Origin of the sequence: Erwinia sp. E_sp_B01_1 (assembly GCF_036865545.1) — a bacterium.
Lineage (GTDB): Bacteria > Pseudomonadota > Gammaproteobacteria > Enterobacterales > Enterobacteriaceae > Erwinia.
The window spans coordinates 1,409,077-1,430,191 of record NZ_CP142208.1 but is presented as its reverse complement, the minus strand read 5'-3'; the positions used below and the strand labels follow the sequence as shown (position 1 = coordinate 1,430,191).

The window sequence follows — 21,115 nt, the reverse complement described above, 5'->3', positions numbered from 1 at the left end:
TATCCATTCAGATCGGAAAGATTTGGCCGAATCTGGCGGCTTGCCAGCGTGTCGGCCACACATAGGGTTGGGTGCGGCACCAGACCGCACCCGACAGGGATTAAACGTCCAGCAGCAGCCTTGACGGATCTTCCAGCAGGTCTTTGATCGCTACCAGATAGCTGACGGATTCTTTTCCGTCGATCAGGCGGTGATCGTAAGAGAGCGCCAGATACATCATTGGCTGAATCACAACCTGGCCATTGACGGCCATCGGGCGATCTTTGATCGCATGCATACCGAGGATCGCGCTCTGCGGCGGGTTGATAATCGGTGTGGACATCAGCGAGCCGAAGACGCCGCCGTTGGTAATGGTGAAGTTACCGCCGGTGAGTTCGTCAACGGTAAGCTTACCGTCACGGCCTTTAACGGCCAGCTCTTTGATTTTCTTCTCGATGTCGGCCATACCCAGCGCATCAACATCTTTCAGCACAGGCGTTACCAGCCCACGAGGGGTGGAAACAGCGATGCTGATATCAAAGTAGTTGTGGTAAACCACATCTTCGCCATCGATAGAGGCGTTAACTTCCGGGAAGCGTTTCAGCGCTTCAACTACCGCTTTCAGGTAGAAGGACATGAAGCCCAGACGCACGCCATGACGTTTTTCAAAGGCTTCGCCATATTGCTTACGCAGGTTCATGATTGGCTGCATGTTGACTTCGTTAAACGTAGTCAGCATCGCGGTGCTGTTTTTCGCTTCCAGCAGACGTTCGGCTACGCGCTTGCGCAGACGGGTCATAGGTACGCGCTTCTCGCTGCGGCCTGGCAGGGCTGGCGCTGGGGAAGCCGCCGCCTGGGATTTAGCTTCGGTCGCTTTGGCTTCCGGTGCCTTCGCCAGATGTTTCTCAACATCTTCACGAGTCAGACGTCCACCGACACCTGTCCCTTTGATGGCAGCAGGATCCAGGCTGTGCTCGGCAATCAAACGGCGAATAGCCGGGCTGAGTGCATCGCTGCTCTCTTCTTCCAGTGAAGCGCTCTGGCGCTGAGCCGGAGTGGAATCATTGGTGTCCGCTTTGGCAGAACTCTCTTTGCCGCCGCTGTTCCCCTCTTTCAGGCGACCCAGCGCCTGACGAGAAGTCACCGTTGCCCCTTCATCTTCCAGAATGGCTTCCAGCACGCCATCGGCAGATGCAGGCACTTCCAGAACCACTTTGTCAGTTTCGATCTCTACCAGCACTTCATCACGCTGGACAGTATCGCCTGGTTTTTTGTGCCAGGTTGCCACGGTGGCATCGGCAACGGATTCAGGCAGGTCGGGAACGAGGATATCTACGCTACTCATTATTTTTCCTTTAATTAATTAACGTTCAGCGCGTCATTGACCAGATCTTGCTGCTGCTGCTGGTGAACGGACATATAGCCAACGGCCGGCGATGCGGATGCGGGGCGACCGGCGTAACGTAATGAAGCCCCAAAAGGTACCACTTCACGGAAGTGGTGCTGACTGCAGTACCATGCGCCCTGGTTAAGCGGCTCTTCCTGGCACCACACAAAATCATGCACGTGTGAGAACTGTTGCAGCTTCTCCTGCAACGCTTTGTGCGGGAACGGATAGAGCTGTTCAACACGCACGATAGCAACATCGGTTTGTTCGTTTTTACGGCGCTTATCCAGCAGGTCGTAATAGACTTTGCCGGAGCAGAGCACGACACGCTTGACGCCTTTCGGATCAATATCGTCGATCTCACCGATAGCCGGCTGGAAGCCGCCGGTAGCCAGTTCTTCCAGAGAAGAGATAGCCAGCGGATGGCGCAGCAGAGATTTCGGAGACATCACCACCAGCGGGCGACGCATACCGCGCAACGCCTGACGGCGCAGCATATGGTAAACCTGAGCCGGAGTGGAAGGTACGCAAACCTGCATATTCTGCTCGGCGCAGAGTTGCAGATAACGTTCCAGACGTGCGGAGGAGTGCTCCGGTCCCTGACCTTCATAGCCATGCGGCAACAGCATCACCAGGCCACACATACGGCCCCATTTCTGCTCGCCGGAGCTGATGAACTGGTCGATAACAACCTGAGCACCGTTAGCGAAGTCGCCAAACTGGGCTTCCCAGATAGTCAGCGTGCGGGGTTCTGCTGTGGCATAGCCGTATTCAAAGGCCAGAACGGCTTCTTCAGACAGAACGGAGTCCCAGACTTTGAAGGTGCCCTGTCCATTATGAACGTGCATCAACGGGGTATAGGTTGAGCCATTTGCCTGGTTATGGATCACTGCATGGCGATGGAAGAAGGTGCCACGGCCCATGTCTTCACCGGAGAGACGGCAGGGAATGCCCTCATCTACCAGCGTGGCGTAAGCCAGGTTCTCGGCTGCGCCCCAGTCAAAGGGTTTGTTGCCCGCGGCCATTTCGGCACGGTCATTGTAGATTTTCGCCACGCGCGACTGCATTTCAATGGCTTCCGGCACCGAACTGATGCGCTTAGCCAATTCCTGCAAACGTTTGAAGTCCAGCGTTTCCGGGTAGCTTTCATCCCAGTCATGGTTCAGGTAAGGCGACCATGTAAAGGAGTGGAGGCTCATCGGACGCCATGCCGGGACCACGCATTCGCCTTCATCCAGCGCATCGCGATACAGGTTGACCATCTCGGTGGCATCTTCCAGGCTGGTGATCTGCTCTGTTTCCAGACGATCGGCATAGATTTTACGCGGCGTAGGGTGTTTCTTGATTTTCTGATACATCACCGGCTGAGTCGCACTTGGCTCATCGGCTTCGTTATGGCCATGGCGGCGGTAACAGACCAGATCAATAAACACGTCGCGTTTAAAGGTATTACGGAAATCCAGTGCCAGTCGGGTAACAAAAGCTACCGCTTCCGGGTCATCAGCATTCACGTGGAAGATAGGTGCCAGCACCATTTTACCGATATCGGTACAGTACTGGGTGGAGCGGGCATCTTTCGGATTGGAGGTGGTGAAACCAATCTGGTTGTTGATGACGATGCGCACTGTTCCGCCCACTTCGTAGCCACGAGCCTGAGACATGTTCAGGGTTTCCTGAACAACGCCCTGGCCGGTTACGGCAGCGTCACCGTGGATGGTGATTGGCAGAACTTTGTTACTTGCCGGCTCGTCCAGACGATCCAGACGCGCGCGAACGGATCCCATTACTACCGGGCTGACGATCTCCAGGTGTGACGGGTTAAACGCCAGCGCAAGGTGAACCATGCCACCTTCGGTTTCCACATCTGAAGAGAAGCCCATATGGTACTTCACGTCACCGGTACCAAGGTGTTCTTTGTGCTTGCCTGCGAACTCGTCGAACAGATCCTGCGGCTTTTTACCCAGCACGTTAATCAGTACGTTCAGACGACCACGGTGGGCCATTCCCAGTACCACTTCACGCGTGCCGTTTTTACCGGCATGGTGGATCATCTCATTGAGCATCGGGACCAGCGCATCGCCGCCTTCCAGTGAGAAGCGCTTAGCCCCGGGGAATTTTGCACCCAGGTAGCGTTCCAGACCTTCTGCTGCGGTCAGCTGCTTCAGGAAGCCTTTTTTCTCTTCGGTAGAGAAAGAAGCCTGCCCGGCCACTGATTCAAGACGCTGCTGGATCCAGCGCTTCTCTTCAGTGTTGGTGATGTGCATGTACTCAGCGCCGATGGATCCACAGTAGGTCTGCTTCAGCATGGCGAAAAGATCGGCCAGTTTCATGGTGTCTTTGCCAAAGGCAAAAGATCCCACATTAAAGGTTTCCTGGAAATCCGCTTCGGTGAGATCGTGGAAAGCTGGATCCAGATCCGGCACCGGCTCCTGTTTCCACAGGCCTAACGGATCGAGGTTAGCAAGCTGATGCCCACGAAAACGGAAGGCGTTAATCAGCTGCAGAACCTTAACCTGTTTGGCATTGGTATCGGGGTCGCTTACGGAGGAGGTGTAACGAGTGGCATCTTTCGCCAGACGGCGGAAGTACTCGCGGGTGCTTGAGTGAAATTGTTCCGGTCTGACTCCGGCACCAGGAAGCTGCTGAAACAGCTCTTTCCAGGCGCCATCCACAGAGTCAGGATCGGTCAGAAAGTCCTCATAGAGCTGCTCTATGTATGTCTGGTTCGCGCCGGCCAGCCAGGAGGAGTCCAGCCAGGGTTTCATCGCGCTGTTCTGCATTGTGATCCCTTAAGCATTTATGCTTTTTTTCACAGTGATTATTTAAAGGAACATCGCTGTTCCGCGCCGCTTAAGCGGCATGCCCTCGGCTGAGTTCCGCAACCATCACGGAACGCTGCCAGAAAGTTCATCGATACGAGCGCTGTGCGCTACTGCTGGCGCCCGGGCCCGTAAGGGAACCTTGCAAGGCAGACCCGTGGATCAGCCTGGCAGGGTTTCCTGGTTAAACAACCGGGAACCTCGCGGTTCCCGGAAAAGAAACGCTTATGCGCCTCTCTGTAGCAGCATCGACTTGATATGGCCGATGGCGCGGGTGGGGTTAAGCCCCTTAGGACATACGCTCACACAATTCATGATGCTGTGACACCGGAATACACTGAAAGCATCGTTAAGATTGTCCAGACGTGACGCGGTTTCGGTATCACGGTCATCAATCAGGAAGCGATAGGCCGCCAGCAATCCGGCCGGACCGATGAATTTGTCCGGGTTCCACCAGAATGAAGGACAGGATGTCGAGCAACATGCGCAAAGAATGCACTCGTACAGACCATCCAGTTTTTCACGCGCTTCCGGCTGCTGAAGGTGCTCACGGGCCGGTGGATTTTCCCCATTATTCAACAGGTAAGGTTTGATCTTCTCATATTGAGTGTAGAACTGTCCCATGTCCACTACCAAATCGCGGATCACCGGCAAACCTGGCAGGGGGCGGATCACAATTTTTCTGCTGCCGCCGCCAAGAGCGGAAACAGGTGTGATACAGGCCAGGCCATTTTTACCGTTCATGTTGATGCCGTCGGAGCCACAAACCCCTTCACGGCAGGAGCGACGGAACGCCAGGGAAGGATCCTTTTCCTTAAGACGCATTAATGCGTCCAGCAGCATCATGTCACGCCCTTCTTCGGACTCCAGGCTGTAATCCTGCATGCGTGGCGCGTCATCAACATCCGGGTTGTAACGATAAATTGAAAATTCGAGTCTCATCGCTTATCTCCGCGAACTAGTAAGTACGTGCTTTCGGCGGGAAGGCCGCGCGCAATTTCGGCTGCATGTTCACCTCACGGCGGGTCATGCTTTCGCTTTGCGGCAGATAGACGCTGTGGCATAACCAGTTTGCATCGTCACGCTCCGGGTAATCGAAGCGGCTGTGCGCCCCACGGCTTTCGGTGCGGAAGTTGGCCGCAACCGCCGTGGCGTAAGCTGTTTCCATCAGGTTATCCAGCTCCAGGCACTCAATACGCTGGGTATTGAAATCGCTTGAACGATCGTCCAGACGGGCATTTTTCAGGCGCTCGCGCAGGACTTTCAGCTCTTCCAGACCTTTAGCCATCGCATCGCCTTCGCGGAACACTGAGAAGTTATTCTGCATGCAGGTCTGCAACGCTTTACGCAACTCAGCAGGATCTTCACCCGTAGTGTTGTTGTTCCAGCGATTCATGCGTGCCAGCGAAGCTTCAATCTCTTCGTCAGTGGCCTCTTTCAGCTCGCCCTGCTCCCGGATGGATTCCTGCAGATGCAAGCCAGCCGCACGGCCAAACACCACCAGATCCAGCAGCGAGTTACCGCCGAGACGGTTTGAACCGTGCACGGAGACGCAGGCAATTTCGCCTACTGCAAACAGGCCTGGCACCAGCACATCTTCGCCCTGCTCGTTCACTGTGAGCGCCTGACCGGTTACACGAGTTGGGATACCACCCATCATATAATGGCAGGTTGGAATGACCGGGATAGGCTCTTTAACCGGATCTATATGCGCAAAGGTGCGGGAGAGTTCCAGAATACCCGGCAGACGCGCTTCCAGCACTTCGTGGCCCAGGTGATCCAGCTTCAGTTTAATGTGAGGGCCCCACGGACCTTCACAGCCACGGCCTTCGCGGATCTCAATCATCATGGAGCGAGCAACCACGTCACGACCTGCAAGGTCTTTGGCGTTTGGCGCATAACGCTCCATGAAGCGCTCACCGTGCTTGTTCAGCAGGTAACCGCCTTCACCACGACACCCTTCCGTTACCAGCACGCCTGCCCCGGCAATGCCGGTCGGGTGGAACTGCCACATTTCCATGTCCTGCACCGGCACGCCGGCACGCAGAGCCATGCCCACGCCATCGCCCGTATTGATGTGCGCATTGGTGGTGGACTGATAAATACGGCCTGCCCCGCCGGTAGCCAGTACCGTTGCGCGGGCTTTGAAGTAAACCACTTCGCCATCTTCAATATTCAGCGCAGTACATCCCACGATGGCACCGTCGGCGTTTTTCACCAGGTCCAGGGCATACCATTCTGAGAAGATGGTGGTTTTGTTCTTCAGGTTTTGCTGATAGAGGGTATGTAACAGGGCGTGACCGGTGCGGTCAGCGGCGGCTGCGGTACGAGCTGCCTGCTCGCCACCAAAATTTTTTGACTGGCCACCGAACGGGCGCTGATAGATGCGGCCATCTTCCAGACGGGAGAAAGGCAGGCCCATGTGCTCCAGCTCAAGAATCGCTTCCGGGCCGGTTTTACACATATATTCGATAGCGTCCTGGTCGCCGATATAATCGGAACCTTTCACCGTGTCGTACATGTGCCATTCCCAGTTGTCTTCGTGGGTATTACCCAGCGCAACGGTAATACCGCCCTGCGCAGACACGGTATGGGAACGGGTTGGGAAAACTTTTGATAACAGGGCACAGGTCTGGCCCGATTGGGAAATCTGCAGTGCGGCACGCATGCCTGCACCACCAGCGCCGATCACTACGGCATCAAATTCTCTGACTGGCAAATTCATTACGCACCCCACACTACTACAGTTCCATAAATCGCATAGACCAACAGCGCAACCACAACCACCAGTTGCAACATCAAACGCAGAGCGACTGATTTGATGTAATCCGTCAGTACCTGCCACATTCCTACCCAGCCATGTATCAGGATGGAGAACAGCGTCAGGAGCGTGAAGACTTTAGTAAAGTTAGAGGCAAAGAAGCCACGCCAGATATCGTAAGTCAGCGTCCCTGACATCAGGACGAAACCAAGGATGTAGAGCACATACAGCGTCATAACGATCGCCGATGCGCGCAGCAGCAACCAGTCGTGAACGCCGTTGCGGCCCAGTGCAGAAGCGTTGCTTACCATACGAGGACTCCAGCCAGAATTGACAGCACGACAGTGATACCGAAGGTGATTTGCGCCGAACGTGTTCCCACTGGCAGCGTTTCAGCAAGATAACCGAAATCCATTAACATATGGCGAATGCCACCGACGATATGGTACGCCAGCGCGGTCAGAATGCCCCACATAATGAATTTGACGATGAAGCTGTCCATGACGGCGGAAGCTTGCAGAAAGCCTTCGGGAGATGAGAGTGACAGGCCCAGTAACCAGAGCAGTATACCAACGGCCACAAAAGTGATAACGCCGGATACGCGATAGAGAATAGACGCTATTGCAGTAACGGGAAACCGGATCGTGGAGAGATCCAAGTTGACAGGTCTTTGTTTTTTCACGGTTTTGCCCACACAGCCTTTCTTATTTTGCTTCCTCCGGTCCTGAGGGCGGGTCAGACAGCGTTAACAACTGCGCCAGGCACTAAGAAACGTCCAGTGTCAAAACGACGCGTATGAAACGCTGGGTGGCTCCAACGGCAGGGATTTCCGGAGACCTGGCGGCAGTATAGGGGGTTCACAAACTCATTACAATTCCCCTACAAACTTCCTGGCAATATTTAGGTGGAACAGTGATCACACTCACATTTTTCACAAAATATACAAATTTAATTATCTGATTTGACAAAACTTCAACAATTTTGTTACAAACGGGGGATCGAAAGTTCTATGATGCACAAAAGTTATGGGGATACACTTTCCCCTAAGCACAAGTTATGTAACATTGATGAGATATTCATAAAAAGCATTAGGTAACGGTTACTAACAAGTTACGACCAGAACGGATCTTTAACAACCGCAAAACCCGATGTTGTTGTGCCTACCCGGCCTGCACAGGCCCCATCGCTCTGTACCCTGCACGATAAAAGATGCCACAGAGTCGATAACTTGCTTTATGTCTGTGCAGGCATGGACACAATGAGGTTTTCGGGTGTCAAAGATCCACAGATAAGGCGCAAAGGAGACAGTAAATGGCTGATAAAAAAGCAACGCTAACCCTACAAGGCGAAGCTCCTATTGAACTTGATGTGTTAAAAGGCACGTTGGGCCAGGAAGAGATCGATGTCCGTACTCTGGGGGCAAAAGGTTACTTTACCTTTGACCCGGGCTTCACTTCTACAGCGTCCTGCGAGTCTAAAATCACCTATATAGATGGTGATGAAGGTATCCTGCTGCATCGTGGTTTTCCTATCGACCAACTTGCCGTGCACTCCAACTATCTGGAAGTGTGCTACATCCTGCTGAACGGCGAAGCGCCGACCAAAGAGCAGTTTGAAGAATTCAAAACCATTGTGACCCGTCACACCATGATCCATGAACAGATCCATCATCTGTTCCGTGGCTTCCGTCGTGACTCGCACCCGATGGCCGTTATGTGTGGTGTTACCGGTGCGCTGGCCGCATTTTATCATGATGCGATGGACGTAAATATTGAGCGCCATCGTGAAATTGCCGCCTTCCGCCTGCTTTCTAAAATGCCGACTGTGGCAGCCATGTGCTACAAATATTCGATTGGTCAGCCTTTCGTTTATCCGCGCAACGATCTCTCCTATGCCGGCAATTTCCTGAACATGATGTTCTCCACCCCGTGCGAAGAGTATGTGGTGAACCCGGTGCTGGAGCGCGCTATGGATCGCATCCTGATCCTGCACGCAGACCACGAGCAGAATGCTTCAACCTCTACCGTGCGTACCGCAGGTTCATCTGGCGCTAACCCGTTTGCCTGTATCGCGGCAGGTATCGCCTCCCTGTGGGGACCGGCGCATGGCGGCGCGAACGAAGCAACGCTGCGCATGCTGGAAGAGATCAGCACCGTTGATCATATTCCGGAGTTTGTGAAGCGTGCCAAAGACAAAAATGACTCCTTCCGCCTGATGGGCTTCGGTCACCGCGTGTATAAAAACCACGATCCTCGTGCCACCGTAATGCGCGAAACCTGTCATGAAGTGCTGAACGAGCTGGGTATGAAAGATGACCTGCTGGAAGTGGCGATGGAGCTGGAGCGTATTGCGCTGAACGACCCGTACTTCATCGAGCGTAAACTCTATCCAAACGTCGATTTCTACTCTGGCATTATTCTGAAAGCGATGGGCATACCTTCCTCCATGTTTACCGTAATCTTTGCGATGGCGCGTACCGTGGGCTGGATTGCACACTGGAAAGAGATGCACGACGACGGCATTAAAATTGCCCGTCCTCGTCAGCTTTATACCGGCTACGATCAGCGTGATTTCAAGTCAAATACCAAATAGGCCGGCTTCGGCTGGATCAGAAAGCGCCGCAACTGCGGCGCTTTTTAATTATTGACAAAGTGCAGGCTCAGGGAGCATATGCCTCTCACAAAGACGCAAAAAGCGCCTTCCCAGGCAGCCGCCCGTGGCCCGTGATGCTTTGTTCAAGGCTTATGCTCCCATCGCTTCGGGCTTTGTCAGCAGTCTGAAAATTAATGAAGCAAAATGATTCTACTAAAGCTGACAGCCGGGGCACCAGTAGAAGGGACGCGATGAAAGCGTGCTCTTTTCAATTATCCCCCCACAGCGTTCACACGCCTTTCCTGCCCGATGAAATACTTTAAAGCTGAACAATGCGCCGTGATGCTTGTTCTCTTTAGAGATACCCCGCGTCTGATACGACAATCTGGGGATCGCCAGTAACGCCTCAACCAGTTTTTCTACCTGCTCTTCCGTAAGATCCTGCGCCTTGCGTTGCGGGGCCAGCCCTGCCTGCCAGAGGATCTCCACCCGCAGATAGTTTCCTAATCCGGCCAGAAAAGCCTGATCCAGCAGCAGCCCGCTGAATTGCCGCCGCCGGAATCTGGTAGAGAGCAGACGCTCACGAACCTGTTCACTGGTGAGGGTCATGTCCAGCACGTCAGGCCCTACGCGCTGCAAAAAAGGCTGCGCCGCCAGCGTATCCTGATTCAGCAGCTCAATATCTGAAGCGCTGTAAAGCAGGATGGTTTTATCCGCCGCAGCAAGACGCACGCGCAGGATCCGGCTGGTTGCAGGTTCGTTACCGCTTTTCACCACGCGCCATACGCCATAAAGCTGATTGTGACTGTAGAGGATCAGGCCATTAGAAAAATGGGTCAGAATGGCCTTGCCCCGGGTTTCAATAGCTTCCACCCTCTCCCCTACCAACGACGCTTCATAAGTTTTGAGCTGGGGGAACGCAAACCAGACATCCGTCAGCGTTTTGCCTCTGATAGCTTTTTCAAGTTTATCCGCCGCGCGACGGATCTCAGGTCCTTCTGGCATACTTCACCTTCGCTGATTGATGTTTAACGCCCTTTGCTGGCAGAGGATGGCTTCGCTCCCCCTGCCCGGTTGCTGGCCTGTACAGGTTCAGTGCGTGGCTCCGCCTTCCAGGCGAATATCCTGCTCAACGGTGAGCGCAACGCTCAGCGCCATCTCCAGCGCCAGCAGCACGGTGGCCGCAGGCATGCTGGCGACACCGGGATGCTTCACCGCCTGTTCAGGCAGGAAGGGAATATGGATAAAGCCGCCGCGAATTTTATTGTCGTGCTTCGCCAGATAATCCATCAGGCCATACATCACATGATTACAGACATAGGTGCCCGCAGTCTGTGAGACAGTGGCCGGGATACCTGCTTCACGGATCCCCTCGACAATAGCCTTAATGGGCAAGGTGGAAAAGTAGGCCGCCGGGCCCCCCTCCACAATGGTTTCATCGACAGGCTGGTTGCCGTCATTGTCCGGTATACGGGCATCATCCACATTGATACCCACCCGTTCAATGGTCACGTCGGTACGGCCACCGGCCTGACCGACGGCAATCACCAGTGCCGGTTTCACCTCGTCAATGGCCGCATAAAGCGCCGTCAGTGAGTCACCAAAAACGCAGGGCAACTGTTTAGCCACCACGCGCGCACCGCACACCATGCGCTCATGCAGCTGGTTTACGGCTTCCCATGAAGGGTTTACCAGCTCGCCATCAAAAGGTTCAAAAGCGGTAATCAGGACCGTTTTCATCGCAGCCTCACAGGAACATCAGGAAATAGAGCAGGAAAATATTTGCTATTAACAATAGCACGCCGGTTGGAACCTGAGCTTTGATCACCGCATTGCGGTCCGGCAGCTCAAGTAATGCAGCGGGAACAATGTTGAAGTTGGCCGCCATAGGCGTCATCAGCGTGCCGCAGTAACCAGAGAACATACCGATAGCCGCCATCACTGCCGGGTTGCCGTGATGTTGCAGAACCAGAATGGGAATGCCGATCCCGGCCGTGACAATCGGGAAAGCAGCAAAGGCATTGCCCATCACCATGGTCAGCAGCGCCATGCCGATGGCGTAGGTGGCAACGGCGATAAAGCGGTTATCCACGGCGAGATAGGTTTCTGTGAGATGCGAAATGGCGGTTCCCACGCCTGCCGTGGTAAACAGCAGACCTAAAGTGGCGAGAATTTGCGGCAGAATAAAGGCCCAGCCGATAGCATCCAGCAGGCGTCTCGCTTCCTGCACCGATTGTGCCGGGCCGTCGTGCGTCAGTTTCAGCGCGATAAGCCAGCCAACCACACAGCCAACCATCATCGAAAACAGCGTGACCAGCGTGGAGTGGTTCCCCGGGCCGAACAGACCTTCCTGCAGCCCCGGAATATTGTTAAATGCCAGAACGCCCACCACGGTTACGACCGGGATCGCCAGCGCAGGCAGGAAGAGTTTGTTGCGCAGACGTTTTGCACTCTCTTCTCTCTGCTCGCTGGTACGTTGATGGTAAGAACCCAGCTTTACGCCGCCAAGACCGGCGATCAACGCCATTACCACTACCATCACACCAATTACGATATGCAGTGAACGGGCACCAAGCAGGTTAACGGCCCAGTCCCCGACAAAGAACACCAGCCCATACAGACACCAGAAGAGCCCGGTGGTCAGACGACGCGGGTTAGCCTTGTCCTGCCAGGACATCACGGCAACCACCAGCAGGATGATCCCGGCCAGCCAGAAGAGATATTGTTGCTGGAACATTAGCGACCTCCTTTGGCTTTCAGCGCCTGATTATTCAGCGTGGCCAGTTCGGCGGCGATAGTTTTATCGAGACGGCGCAGGCGTACAGCGTGGATCAGGAAGGCACAAAGGGCAGTTGGAATTCCCCAGACTGCAATGTGCAGCGGCTCTGTCTGGATACCAGCAGACTCCTGCATAAAGTTATGCATAAAGATGATCGCGCCGAAAGCGACAAAAATATCTTCCCCGAAGAACAGACCTACATTATCTGTGGCGGCGGACATGGCCCGCAGGCGATGGCGTACGGCATCCGGTAACTCGCCGTAACGGTTTTCTGTGGCTCCTTCAGCCATCGGTGCCAGCAGAGGCCGCACCATCTGTGGATGCCCACCCAGGCTGGTCAGTCCCATCGCTGCGGTGATTTCGCGCACGAAGAGATAGACAATCAGCAGGCGGCCCGCGGTGGCACTCTTGATCTGTGCAATCCATGCCTGGGCACGCTCTTTCAGGCCATGACGCTCCAGCAAACCAATGACCGCCAGGGGCAGCAGCAGGATTAACGGGAGATTACGGGTATTCAGGAAGCCAGACCCCAGTTTTTCCAGGATATCGCCCAGCGGCATATGGGCGGCCAGACCGGTGATCAGACCGGAAATAATCACCACCAGTACAGGGTTAAACCGGAGTAAAAAGCCAATGACGATGGCAACAATCCCCGCCAGTGGCCATAAATTCACTGCATTTTCCATTTTTGTTCCCGGGTAGAAAGAGAAAATTCCCCGAACTCTGTCGGGGACCAGGGCGCGTTCAGACGCGCTGACGTTGTTTTAAAGGCTGGTAACCTGAATTTGTTGTTGAGTAAAAGCTTCACGCAGCCGGGCAGCAAAGGCCAGGGCATGAGCCCCGTCACCGTGCAGGCAAACCGTATCGGCTTTAACCTTCACCCACTCACCGCTCAGGCTCTGAACCTGGCCCTGCTGGATCATACTTAAGGTCTGTGCAATTGCCTGCTCATCACTTTCAACCAGCGCACCCGGTTGAGATCGGGGTACCAGCGAGCCATCTGCCTGATAGCCGCGATCGGCGAACACTTCCTCTCTCGTGGTCAGGCCAAGCGCTTTACCCGCCCGGATGGATTCGCTGTTTGCCAGCCCCACCAGCACCAGTTGGGGATCAACTGCTTTAACAGCACGGGCAATGGCTTCAGCGAGTTCAGGTTCCTGAGCTGACTGGTTATAGAGCATGCCATGCGGTTTGACATGCACCAGTTTCCCCCCTTCGCTGCGCGCGATAGCCTGTAACGCACCAATCTGATAGATCATCTGGGCACAGACGGTTTCCGCCGGTAGCTGCATACGCGTGCGGCCAAAATTCTCGCGGTCGGGAAAGCTGGGATGCGCGCCAATAGCCACACCATATTCCAGCGCCCAGAGCACGCTCTGACGCATGGTCTGCGCGTCACCCGCATGGAATCCACAGGCTATATTGGCCGAGGAAACCAGTTGCAGTAACGCACGGTCATTGCCGCAGCCTTCGCCAAGATCGGCATTAAGATCAACTTTCATGTTCCACTCCCCAGGCCATCTGTTCCAGCGCGAGTTGCTGTTCGCGTCTGGCTTTCAGCGCCTCGTCCAGCGTGCAGTAGACAAAATGAATGGGTTCCCCCAGACGGATCTGGGCCAGATGGTACAGGTCGGCTTCGATAACGCAGCCAATGCGGGGATAACCGCCGGTGGTTTGCGCATCAGCCATCAGCACAATCGGCTGCCCGTTTGGCGGCACCTGAATCACGCCGGGGATCAGCCCGTGCGAAAGCATTTCGCGCTTCACGGTGCGGGTCAGCGGCCTGCCCTGCAGGCGATAGCCCATGCGGTTACTTTGGGGATTCAGTTTCCAGGCGGTACGCCAGAACGCCTCGCGGCTGTCGTGACTGAATTCGTGGAACTCCGGCCCCATCATCACGCGGACACGGTTACCAAACAGTAACTGACGGACGCCGACCGGCTTGATGAACTTTTTCTGTGGTTCAGCCTGCGGAAGCTCATCGCCATCCTGCAGGGGTCTGCCACAAAAGCCGCCAAAGCCCCCTTTTGCATCGGTACTGCAAGAGCCCAGCGTTGGCTCGACAGCAAAACCGCCATCCAGCGCCAGATAGCTGCGCATCCCACGCTGCGGCATTTTCAGCGTCAGTCGCTGCCCTTTTTTCACGGCGGTTCGCCAGCCGGTCCAGACCGGTTGACCGTCCAGCTCTGCGTTGCAACCGGCCCCCGTAAGGGCTATCCAGCCATCGCGGGTGAACGCGGCGCAAAACTGTCCCAGGGTGATTTCCAGCACGGCGCTGTTTTTTGCATTCCCCACCAGCAGGTTTGCCGTTTCCATAGCCGGATTATCCAGCACGCCGCTGAGGCCAACGCCATACTGACGCCAGCCCGTCCGTCCACCATCCTGCAGGGTAGTTGCCATGCCGGCGCGGATAATTTTCAGCATATGCCCCCCTTTTGTGGCACAAAGCGCACGCTGTCGCCCGGCCTTAAGTAAGAAGGTGGCTGGTTCTCAGGCGAGAATAAACTGATGTCCGTCAGGCCGATTAACTGCCAGCCACCCGGTGCGGTAAAGGGATAGACGCCGGTCTGGCTGCCACCAATACCCACAGATCCTGCGGGAACAGCCACTCTTGGCTCCGCACGACGCGGCGTGTGAAGGCGGTCATCCAGCCCTGCCATATAGGGGAAACCAGGCTGAAAGCCAATGAAGTAGACCACGTACCGTGCTGAAGCATGTAACTCAACCACTTGTTGCGGCGTCAAACCGCTGTGGCGGGCCACTTCTTCCAGGTCGGGACCAGCTTTTCCGCCATAGATCACCGGGATCTCCATCTCACGGGAGGTCATCTCCAGCGCTTCGCTTTTTTCCCACCAGGATTGCAGCCACTCAATGGCATCCAGGGCGGTCTGCTGCGGATCGCTGAGCATCACCGTAATGTTGTTCATTCCGGGGACCACTTCAGTGACTTCCGGACGTGCCATCAGTCGTGCTGACAGCCCCCAGATGCGCTGCTGCGTAGCCAGCGAAACCGGGGGTTCAAGCTCAAGCACTACCGCGCGTTCGCCTAACAGGTAACAACGAGCTCGTTGCAAAAGGCTCCTCCTGACCTGAATTAAGGCCATCTCAAATTCTGTAAGGCAAATAGTTATGCGGAAATGTCATGGATGTGTCAACAAATGTTACGGGCGGCCAGGGATGCCACCCGTGAAAAATCAGGCGGGATTGGGGATATCAATAAAGGTCACGTCCAGCCCGTGGTTTTCCGCAAGCCAGTTGCCCAGCGCCTGGATACCGCAGCGTTCGGTAGCGTGATGACCGGCAGCAAAGAAGTGCAGCCCCTGCTCACGGGCGCTGTGAATAGTCTGCTCGGAGACTTCTCCGGAGATAAAAGCATCAACGCCGAACGCGGCGGCGGCATCAATAAAGCCCTGACCGCCACCAGAACACCAGGCTACACGGCGGATCAGCTTCGGCGCATTATCACCGCAATGCAGCGGCTCGCGTCCCAGTACCTGGCTGATATGCTGGGCCAGTTGCTCGCCTGTTAAGGGATCGGTCAGCTCACCCCAGGGAAGCAGCTCTTCCACTTCACCCCGGATTTCAATGCCAAAAAGCTTAGCCAGCTGCGCGTTGTTACCCAGTTGCGGATGGGCATCCAGCGGCAAATGCCAGCCGTACATATTGATATCGTTAGCCAGCAGCGTTTTCAGGCGAAGACGTTTCATGCCCTTAATGACTGAAGGCTCGTTTTTCCAGAAATAGCCGTGATGCACCAGCACCGCATCGGCTTCCAGCCGGACAGCCTCATCCAGCAAAGCCTGACAGGCCGTTACGCCGGTAACAATTTTCTTTACTTCGCTTCGCCCTTCTACCTGCAACCCGTTCGGGCCGTAGTCTTTGAACGCTGCGGTGTTTAACTGCTGGTTGACGATCTTTTCAAGCTCAGTATTACGCATAACAATCCCATGACCCGTTATCCGGCCAGACCGGATAAGAAGATAAGCGGCATCGCCGCCGTGAGTGATACTGGCAACAATAGCAGAGTGGCTGTGGGATGAGAACGTCCGGGGAAATGGCCCTTGCGGGCCAGCTTATTCTCGTGCAGCTTCGAATGCCGCTAACGCGCGTTTGCGGGCTTCTTTATGGTCGACGACAGGCAGTGGATAATCCAGCGGGGCGCCATTATTCCCGGCCCAGCCGTGTGGCTGGTGAATATGCTGATCGGGAACATTTTTAAGTTCCGGCAGCCATTTACGGATGAATTCGCCGTTTTTATCGAAACGTTCACCCTGAGTGGTGGGATTGAAGATGCGAAAATAGGGTGCGGCATCGTTACCGCTGGAAGCAGCCCACTGCCAGCCGCCATTATTGGAAGCCAGATCGCCATCAATCAACTGGGACATAAAATAACGCTCGCCAACCCGCCAGTCGATCAGCAGATCTTTGATCAGGAAGCTGGCCACAATCATCCGCAGCCGGTTATGCATCCAGCCCAGCGTATTAAGCTGCCGCATAGCAGCATCGACTATCGGATAACCGGTTTTCCCCTGCTGCCAGGCTTTAAGCTGCCGATCGTCTTTCTGCCACTTAACGTTATCGGTCCAGCTGATAAACGGCTGATGTTTGGAGAGTTTCGGCCAGGAAACCAGCAAATGGCGATAAAAATCACGCCAGATAAGTTCGTTCAGCCAGATAAATTCTTTGCCGTCATCCAGCGCACGAGGGTGCTCTGTCAGCAGGCGGTGCAGACACTGGCGGGGAGAAAGTACGCCGGTTGTCAGATAAACGGAAATTTTGCTGGTGCTGTCCGCTGCAGGGAGATCGCGAGTGCCGGGATAGTCGCTTACGGCCTGCTGGCAGAACTGGCGGAGCTGATGCAATGCAGCCTTCTCACCCACCGGGAATAACCCGGTATCAAATTTTTCGCTGGGATAATCAAAAGGCTCAATGGCAGCGGTTATCTCAACTGGCGCGCCCTTCCGGGGTTTTGGTGCGGGCACACATTCGGGCAACCCCTCATGCAGGCGCTTCACAAATGCCCGGCTGAACGGCGTAAAAACTTTATACATTTCACGGCTGCCAGTCAGCACACTTCCGGGCGGCAGCAGCAGGCTGTCATCAAAGCCCTGAGAAGAGATATCCAGATCGTAAAGCTCCCGCTCTGCCGCGGCATCGCGATCGCGTTCGTTAACCTCGTACTGATAGTTGTAAAACAGGCGGTCAACATTATGCTTCTGACAGAAGGCTTTCAGCAGCCCGACGGACGCCGTGAAATCGTCGCATTGCAGCGAGTAAAGAGGGATGCCTTTTTCAGCCAGCGACTTTTGCACATCAAGCAGACTTTGGTAAATAAACGCCGCCTGCCGGGGGGCCATGACGTGATTTTCCCACTGCGCAGGGGTAGCGATAAAAAGTGCCAGCACGGTCGCATCCGCGTCCCGGCAGGCAGCATGCAAAGCGTAGTTATCATGGATGCGCAGATCGTTGCGCAGCCAGACCAGATGGGTAGCCATTGAGATCCTGGTAAAATGAAGCTAGTGGCCGTAGCGCAGACGCAGCGCTTCCGGATAAGGTTCGAAGTAACGCTGTTGCGCCAGATAGGAGTCGGGAAACTCCGACATGTAGTGTTTAAGCAGGGTGAGCGGCGCCAGCAAAGGTTGCAGGCCCTGGCGATAGTGCTCAATTAACGAGGCCAGTTCCTGACGTTGTTTTGAGGTGAGCTGGGGACGGAAATACCCCTGAACGTGCATCAGTACGTTGGTGTGGTTGCCGCGGGTGGCCTGATTTTTCAACAGATCCATCAGCCTCTGCCGGTATTCAAAAGCGTAGGCTTCCAGTGAGGACCACTCTGCCATGGCGGCAACAAAGCGCCCCATCTCGCGATATTCCGGCTGTGAATGGGCCAGCAGTGACAGCTTATAGCGACTGTGGAATGCCATTAATTTGCCGCGGGTCAGGCCACTGCGCCACAATTCATTGAATTCGTGAAGGGTATACACCCGCTCGACAAAATTCTCTCTCAACGCCGGGTCATGCAGACGTCCATCTTCTTCCACTGGCAGCCACGGCATCTGCGCCATCAGCTCGCGGGTAAAAACGCCCGTCCCTTCTTTGCGATTATTGTTGTTATCGCGCTGATAAACGCGCACCCGCTCCATGCCGCAGCTGGGGGATTTGGCACAAACGATATACCCGCAAAGGTGATGTAAGGAGGCGATCCTTTTTTCAGAGTAACTTTGCATTGCTTCCGTCACTGGCTCGCCTTTACCGTTGCTGAAGCACAGTTCAGGATCGCAGCCCTCACCGTTCTCGGTCAGGCGTAAAGCAGGACGGGGAGTGGGTAAGCCAATGGCCATTTCAGGGCAGGCGGGCTCGTAACGTATGAAAGGGGCGAGATCTTCTGCAGCAAAAGCACAGCGTTTATGGCCGCCATCAAAACGGACTTTATCGCCAAGCAGGCAGGCACTGATACCGACGGGAATTTTCTCGCTCATACTTGTACAACCTCCAACTTCTTGTAGAGGTTTAAGTGTAGCTGAAAGAACGCTGATAAGCGCGTCTGGCAGAAAGAAAAGATCAAGAAGGGTAAAAAAACCTGCCGTATGAACTACACCTCGCAGGCTGGTTGAGTATCCACCTTAAGGGGTGCAGTTCATATAGCGGGTTAATATCATAAGAAATCGCAGCCTGCGGCTTCTGACTGGGCCAGCCAGACCGGCTGACTGCTGGTTTTAGACCAGACGCGGTGCAAATAGCTGTAGAACCTTGCGCGATCCTGGCGAAACACCATTATGGGTAACGCCAGCAAACCTACAACAATGACGGCTGTCCGACGCAGGACGATCCGGCTTAAAGAATAGGATTGGTAAAGACTCATACGCCCTCCAAAAGTTAATAAGTAATCTGTGCAAAATAATAGCGCTTATCGTGTAATTTTACTACTCATCCGACCACTAATTTGTACTAAAATTCACCAATTTTAATGCGCACCTGTAATCAAGTTACAGTCTTGTTAAAATTATGGTGATTATTTAACATTGCATCTGCCCTGCCCTTTCTGCTTGCCCGCTAAATCGCAGACATAAAAAAAAGCGCTGAAGGTAAATTCAGCGCCTTTTGTTATGACCTCGCGACTAAGCGAGGAGAGTCAGTGACTATGCGTTTTTCAACACTTCACTGACAATTTCTACTGCTTCTTTTTCAATCTTCTCGCGGTGCTCTGCACCCAGGAAGCTTTCGCAGTAAATTTTGTAGGCATCTTCGGTGCCGGAAGGACGGGCAGCAAACCAGCCGTTTTCCGTCATCACTTTCAACCCGCCAATAGAAGCGCCGTTACCCGGTGCTGCTGTCAGACGCGCAGTGATCGGGTCGCCCGCCAGCGTGTCGGCACTGACCATTTCCGGTGACAGTTTAGACAACGCCGCTTTCTGTGCGGAGGTGGCAGAAGCCTGCAGACGATTATAGCTTGGTGCGCCAAAACGCTCAGCCAGTTCGTCGTAGTGCTGCTGTGGGTTTTTACCGGTTACCGCAGTGATTTCTGCCGCCAGCAGGCACATGATGATGCCGTCTTTGTCGGTAGACCACGGGGTGCCGTCAAAACGCAGGAAAGAGGCGCCAGCGCTCTCTTCACCGCCAAAGCCAAAGCTGCCATCAAACAGGCCATCAACAAACCATTTGAAGCCAACCGGCACTTCCACCAGCTTACGGCCAATGTCATTCACTACGCGGTCGATCATCGCACTGGAAACCAGCGTTTTACCCACGGCGACGTCTTTGCCCCACTGTGGACGATTCTGGAACAGGTAGTTGATGGCGACTGCCAGGTAGTGGTTCGGGTTCATCAGGCCAGCTGGCGTGACGATGCCGTGACGGTCGTAGTCCGGATCGTTAGCGAAAGCCAGATCGAACTTGTCGCGAAGCGCCAGCAGACCCGCCATCGCACTTTCAGAGGAGCAGTCCATACGGATTACGCCATCTTTATCAAGGTGCATAAAGCGGAACGTCTGATCCACTGAATCATTAACAATAGTCAGATCCAGATTGTAGAATTCAGCAATACGCTGCCAGTAAGCGATACCCGAGCCGCCTAACGGATCGACGCCAATTTTCAGGCCAGCTTTCTGAATAGCGGGGATATCAACGATCTGTGCAAGGCCTTCGATATAAGGCTGAATCAGATCCTTCTCCTGCAGATGGCCGCTCTCCCAGGCTTTGTCCAGCGCAATGCGCTTAACATCCTTCAGACCATCTTTGATCAGCGCATTGGCACGGTCTTCCACAACTTTGGTGACGTTGGTGTCGGCCGGGCCACCGTTTGGCGGGTTGTATTTGATGCCGCCATCTTCCGGTGGATTGTGCGAAGGCGTGATCACAATACCGTCAGCCTGAGCGCCGCCGGCTTTATTGTGCTCAAGAATAGCGTTTGAGATGGCTGGGGTTGGCGTATAGCCATTGTCCAGCTGCACAATCACATCCACACCGTTAGCGGCCAGCACTTCCAGCACGGAAATGATCGCTGGCTCTGAAAGCGCGTGGGTATCTTTGCCCACGAAGCAAGGGCCAGTAATGCCGTTCTTCTTACGTTCTTCGGCAATTGCCTGAGCAATCGCCAGAATGTGCGTTTCGTTAAAGCTCTGACGCCCTGCACTGCCGCGATGGCCAGATGTGCCGAATTTCACCGCATGTTCTGCATTATTCAGATCGGGTTGCAGGACATAATACTGCGAAGTTAACTGTGCAACGTTAATCAAATCACTTTGCTGGGCTGGCTGCCCGGCACGGGGGTGATTGGCCATTGGCGATTCTCCCTGACGCTT

19 protein-coding genes are annotated in these 21,115 nt (G+C 54.6%); 1 reads left to right on the top strand and 18 read right to left on the bottom strand.

The genetic code is table 11. From position 1 onward, the window contains the following. Positions 1-100: 100 nt before the first annotated feature. The 6 genes from odhB to sdhC all read right to left on the bottom strand — a co-directional run bounded on the left by odhB (position 101) and on the right by sdhC (position 7,640). Positions 101-1,324 carry a 2-oxoglutarate dehydrogenase complex dihydrolipoyllysine-residue succinyltransferase gene (odhB, locus tag VRC33_RS07010; RefSeq protein WP_338562220.1) on the bottom strand — a complete coding sequence of 408 codons (1,224 nt, stop codon included), beginning with the start codon at positions 1,322-1,324 and terminating at the stop codon, positions 101-103. A gap of 14 nt (positions 1,325-1,338) precedes the next feature. Next, positions 1,339-4,146 carry a 2-oxoglutarate dehydrogenase E1 component gene (sucA, locus tag VRC33_RS07005; RefSeq protein ID WP_338562218.1) on the bottom strand — a complete coding sequence of 936 codons (2,808 nt, stop codon included), beginning with the start codon at positions 4,144-4,146 and terminating at the stop codon, positions 1,339-1,341. A gap of 264 nt (positions 4,147-4,410) precedes the next feature. Then, a complete protein-coding gene (locus VRC33_RS07000; RefSeq protein ID WP_338562216.1) occupies positions 4,411-5,127 on the bottom strand; it encodes a succinate dehydrogenase iron-sulfur subunit in 717 nt (238 codons plus the stop codon). Positions 5,128-5,143: 16 nt separating this feature from the next. Continuing rightward, positions 5,144-6,910: a succinate dehydrogenase flavoprotein subunit gene (gene sdhA, locus VRC33_RS06995; RefSeq protein ID WP_338562214.1), complete on the bottom strand. Its 1,767-nt coding sequence runs from the start codon at positions 6,908-6,910 to the stop codon at positions 5,144-5,146. Beyond that, the gene (sdhD, locus tag VRC33_RS06990; RefSeq protein ID WP_338562211.1) at positions 6,910-7,257 is read right to left on the bottom strand and encodes a succinate dehydrogenase membrane anchor subunit; all 348 of its coding nucleotides are present in this window, start codon (positions 7,255-7,257) and stop codon (positions 6,910-6,912) included. The genes sdhA and sdhD overlap by 1 nt, the downstream gene beginning before the upstream one ends. Then, positions 7,251-7,640 (bottom strand): succinate dehydrogenase cytochrome b556 subunit, encoded by a 390-nt coding sequence (sdhC, locus tag VRC33_RS06985; RefSeq protein WP_338562209.1) that lies wholly within the window; start codon positions 7,638-7,640, stop codon positions 7,251-7,253. The genes sdhD and sdhC overlap by 7 nt, the downstream gene beginning before the upstream one ends. A 617-nt stretch (positions 7,641-8,257) precedes the next feature. Between sdhC and VRC33_RS06980 the strand changes: the two genes are divergently transcribed. Next, a complete protein-coding gene (locus VRC33_RS06980) occupies positions 8,258-9,538 on the top strand; it encodes a citrate synthase (protein ID WP_338562207.1) in 1,281 nt (426 codons plus the stop codon). 213 nt (positions 9,539-9,751) lie between these two features. Here the strand turns inward: VRC33_RS06980 and nei are convergent, their stop codons facing one another. The 12 genes from nei to pgm all read right to left on the bottom strand — a co-directional run bounded on the left by nei (position 9,752) and on the right by pgm (position 21,094). Further along, complete coding sequence (nei, locus tag VRC33_RS06975) at positions 9,752-10,543, bottom strand: endonuclease VIII (RefSeq protein WP_338562204.1); 792 nt, start codon at positions 10,541-10,543, stop codon at positions 9,752-9,754. An 87-nt stretch (positions 10,544-10,630) separates the two neighbouring features. Further along, on the bottom strand, positions 10,631-11,278 hold the full coding sequence (pcp, locus tag VRC33_RS06970) for a pyroglutamyl-peptidase I (RefSeq protein ID WP_338562201.1): 648 nt from the start codon (positions 11,276-11,278) through the stop codon (positions 10,631-10,633). Between the two features lie 7 nt (positions 11,279-11,285). Continuing rightward, positions 11,286-12,275 carry a DUF979 domain-containing protein gene (locus VRC33_RS06965; protein WP_338562198.1) on the bottom strand — a complete coding sequence of 330 codons (990 nt, stop codon included), beginning with the start codon at positions 12,273-12,275 and terminating at the stop codon, positions 11,286-11,288. Next, positions 12,275-13,003, bottom strand: a complete 729-nt coding sequence (locus VRC33_RS06960; protein ID WP_338562196.1) for a DUF969 domain-containing protein — start codon at positions 13,001-13,003, stop codon at positions 12,275-12,277. Before VRC33_RS06960 ends, VRC33_RS06965 begins: the two co-directional genes overlap by 1 nt. Positions 13,004-13,081: 78 nt before the next feature. Next, the gene (gene pxpA, locus VRC33_RS06955) at positions 13,082-13,819 is read right to left on the bottom strand and encodes a 5-oxoprolinase subunit PxpA (protein ID WP_338562194.1); all 738 of its coding nucleotides are present in this window, start codon (positions 13,817-13,819) and stop codon (positions 13,082-13,084) included. Then, a complete protein-coding gene (pxpC, locus tag VRC33_RS06950) occupies positions 13,809-14,741 on the bottom strand; it encodes a 5-oxoprolinase subunit PxpC (protein WP_338562192.1) in 933 nt (310 codons plus the stop codon). Before pxpC ends, pxpA begins: the two co-directional genes overlap by 11 nt. Continuing rightward, the gene (pxpB, locus tag VRC33_RS06945; protein ID WP_338562190.1) at positions 14,735-15,391 is read right to left on the bottom strand and encodes a 5-oxoprolinase subunit PxpB; all 657 of its coding nucleotides are present in this window, start codon (positions 15,389-15,391) and stop codon (positions 14,735-14,737) included. Before pxpB ends, pxpC begins: the two co-directional genes overlap by 7 nt. A 120-nt stretch (positions 15,392-15,511) precedes the next feature. Beyond that, positions 15,512-16,255 (bottom strand): type 2 GTP cyclohydrolase I, encoded by a 744-nt coding sequence (locus tag VRC33_RS06940; protein WP_338562188.1) that lies wholly within the window; start codon positions 16,253-16,255, stop codon positions 15,512-15,514. Between the two features lie 135 nt (positions 16,256-16,390). Next, positions 16,391-17,812, bottom strand: a complete 1,422-nt coding sequence (gene phrB, locus VRC33_RS06935; RefSeq protein ID WP_338562186.1) for a deoxyribodipyrimidine photo-lyase — start codon at positions 17,810-17,812, stop codon at positions 16,391-16,393. Between the two features lie 21 nt (positions 17,813-17,833). Then, positions 17,834-18,793 (bottom strand): DUF523 and DUF1722 domain-containing protein, encoded by a 960-nt coding sequence (locus VRC33_RS06930; RefSeq protein ID WP_338562184.1) that lies wholly within the window; start codon positions 18,791-18,793, stop codon positions 17,834-17,836. A 176-nt stretch (positions 18,794-18,969) separates the two neighbouring features. Further along, complete coding sequence (locus tag VRC33_RS06925) at positions 18,970-19,176, bottom strand: YbfA family protein (RefSeq protein WP_338562182.1); 207 nt, start codon at positions 19,174-19,176, stop codon at positions 18,970-18,972. Positions 19,177-19,453: 277 nt separating this feature from the next. Then, positions 19,454-21,094, bottom strand: coding sequence for a phosphoglucomutase (alpha-D-glucose-1,6-bisphosphate-dependent) (gene pgm / locus VRC33_RS06920; RefSeq protein ID WP_338562179.1), 1,641 nt, complete (start codon positions 21,092-21,094; stop codon positions 19,454-19,456). Positions 21,095-21,115 lie beyond the last annotated feature (21 nt).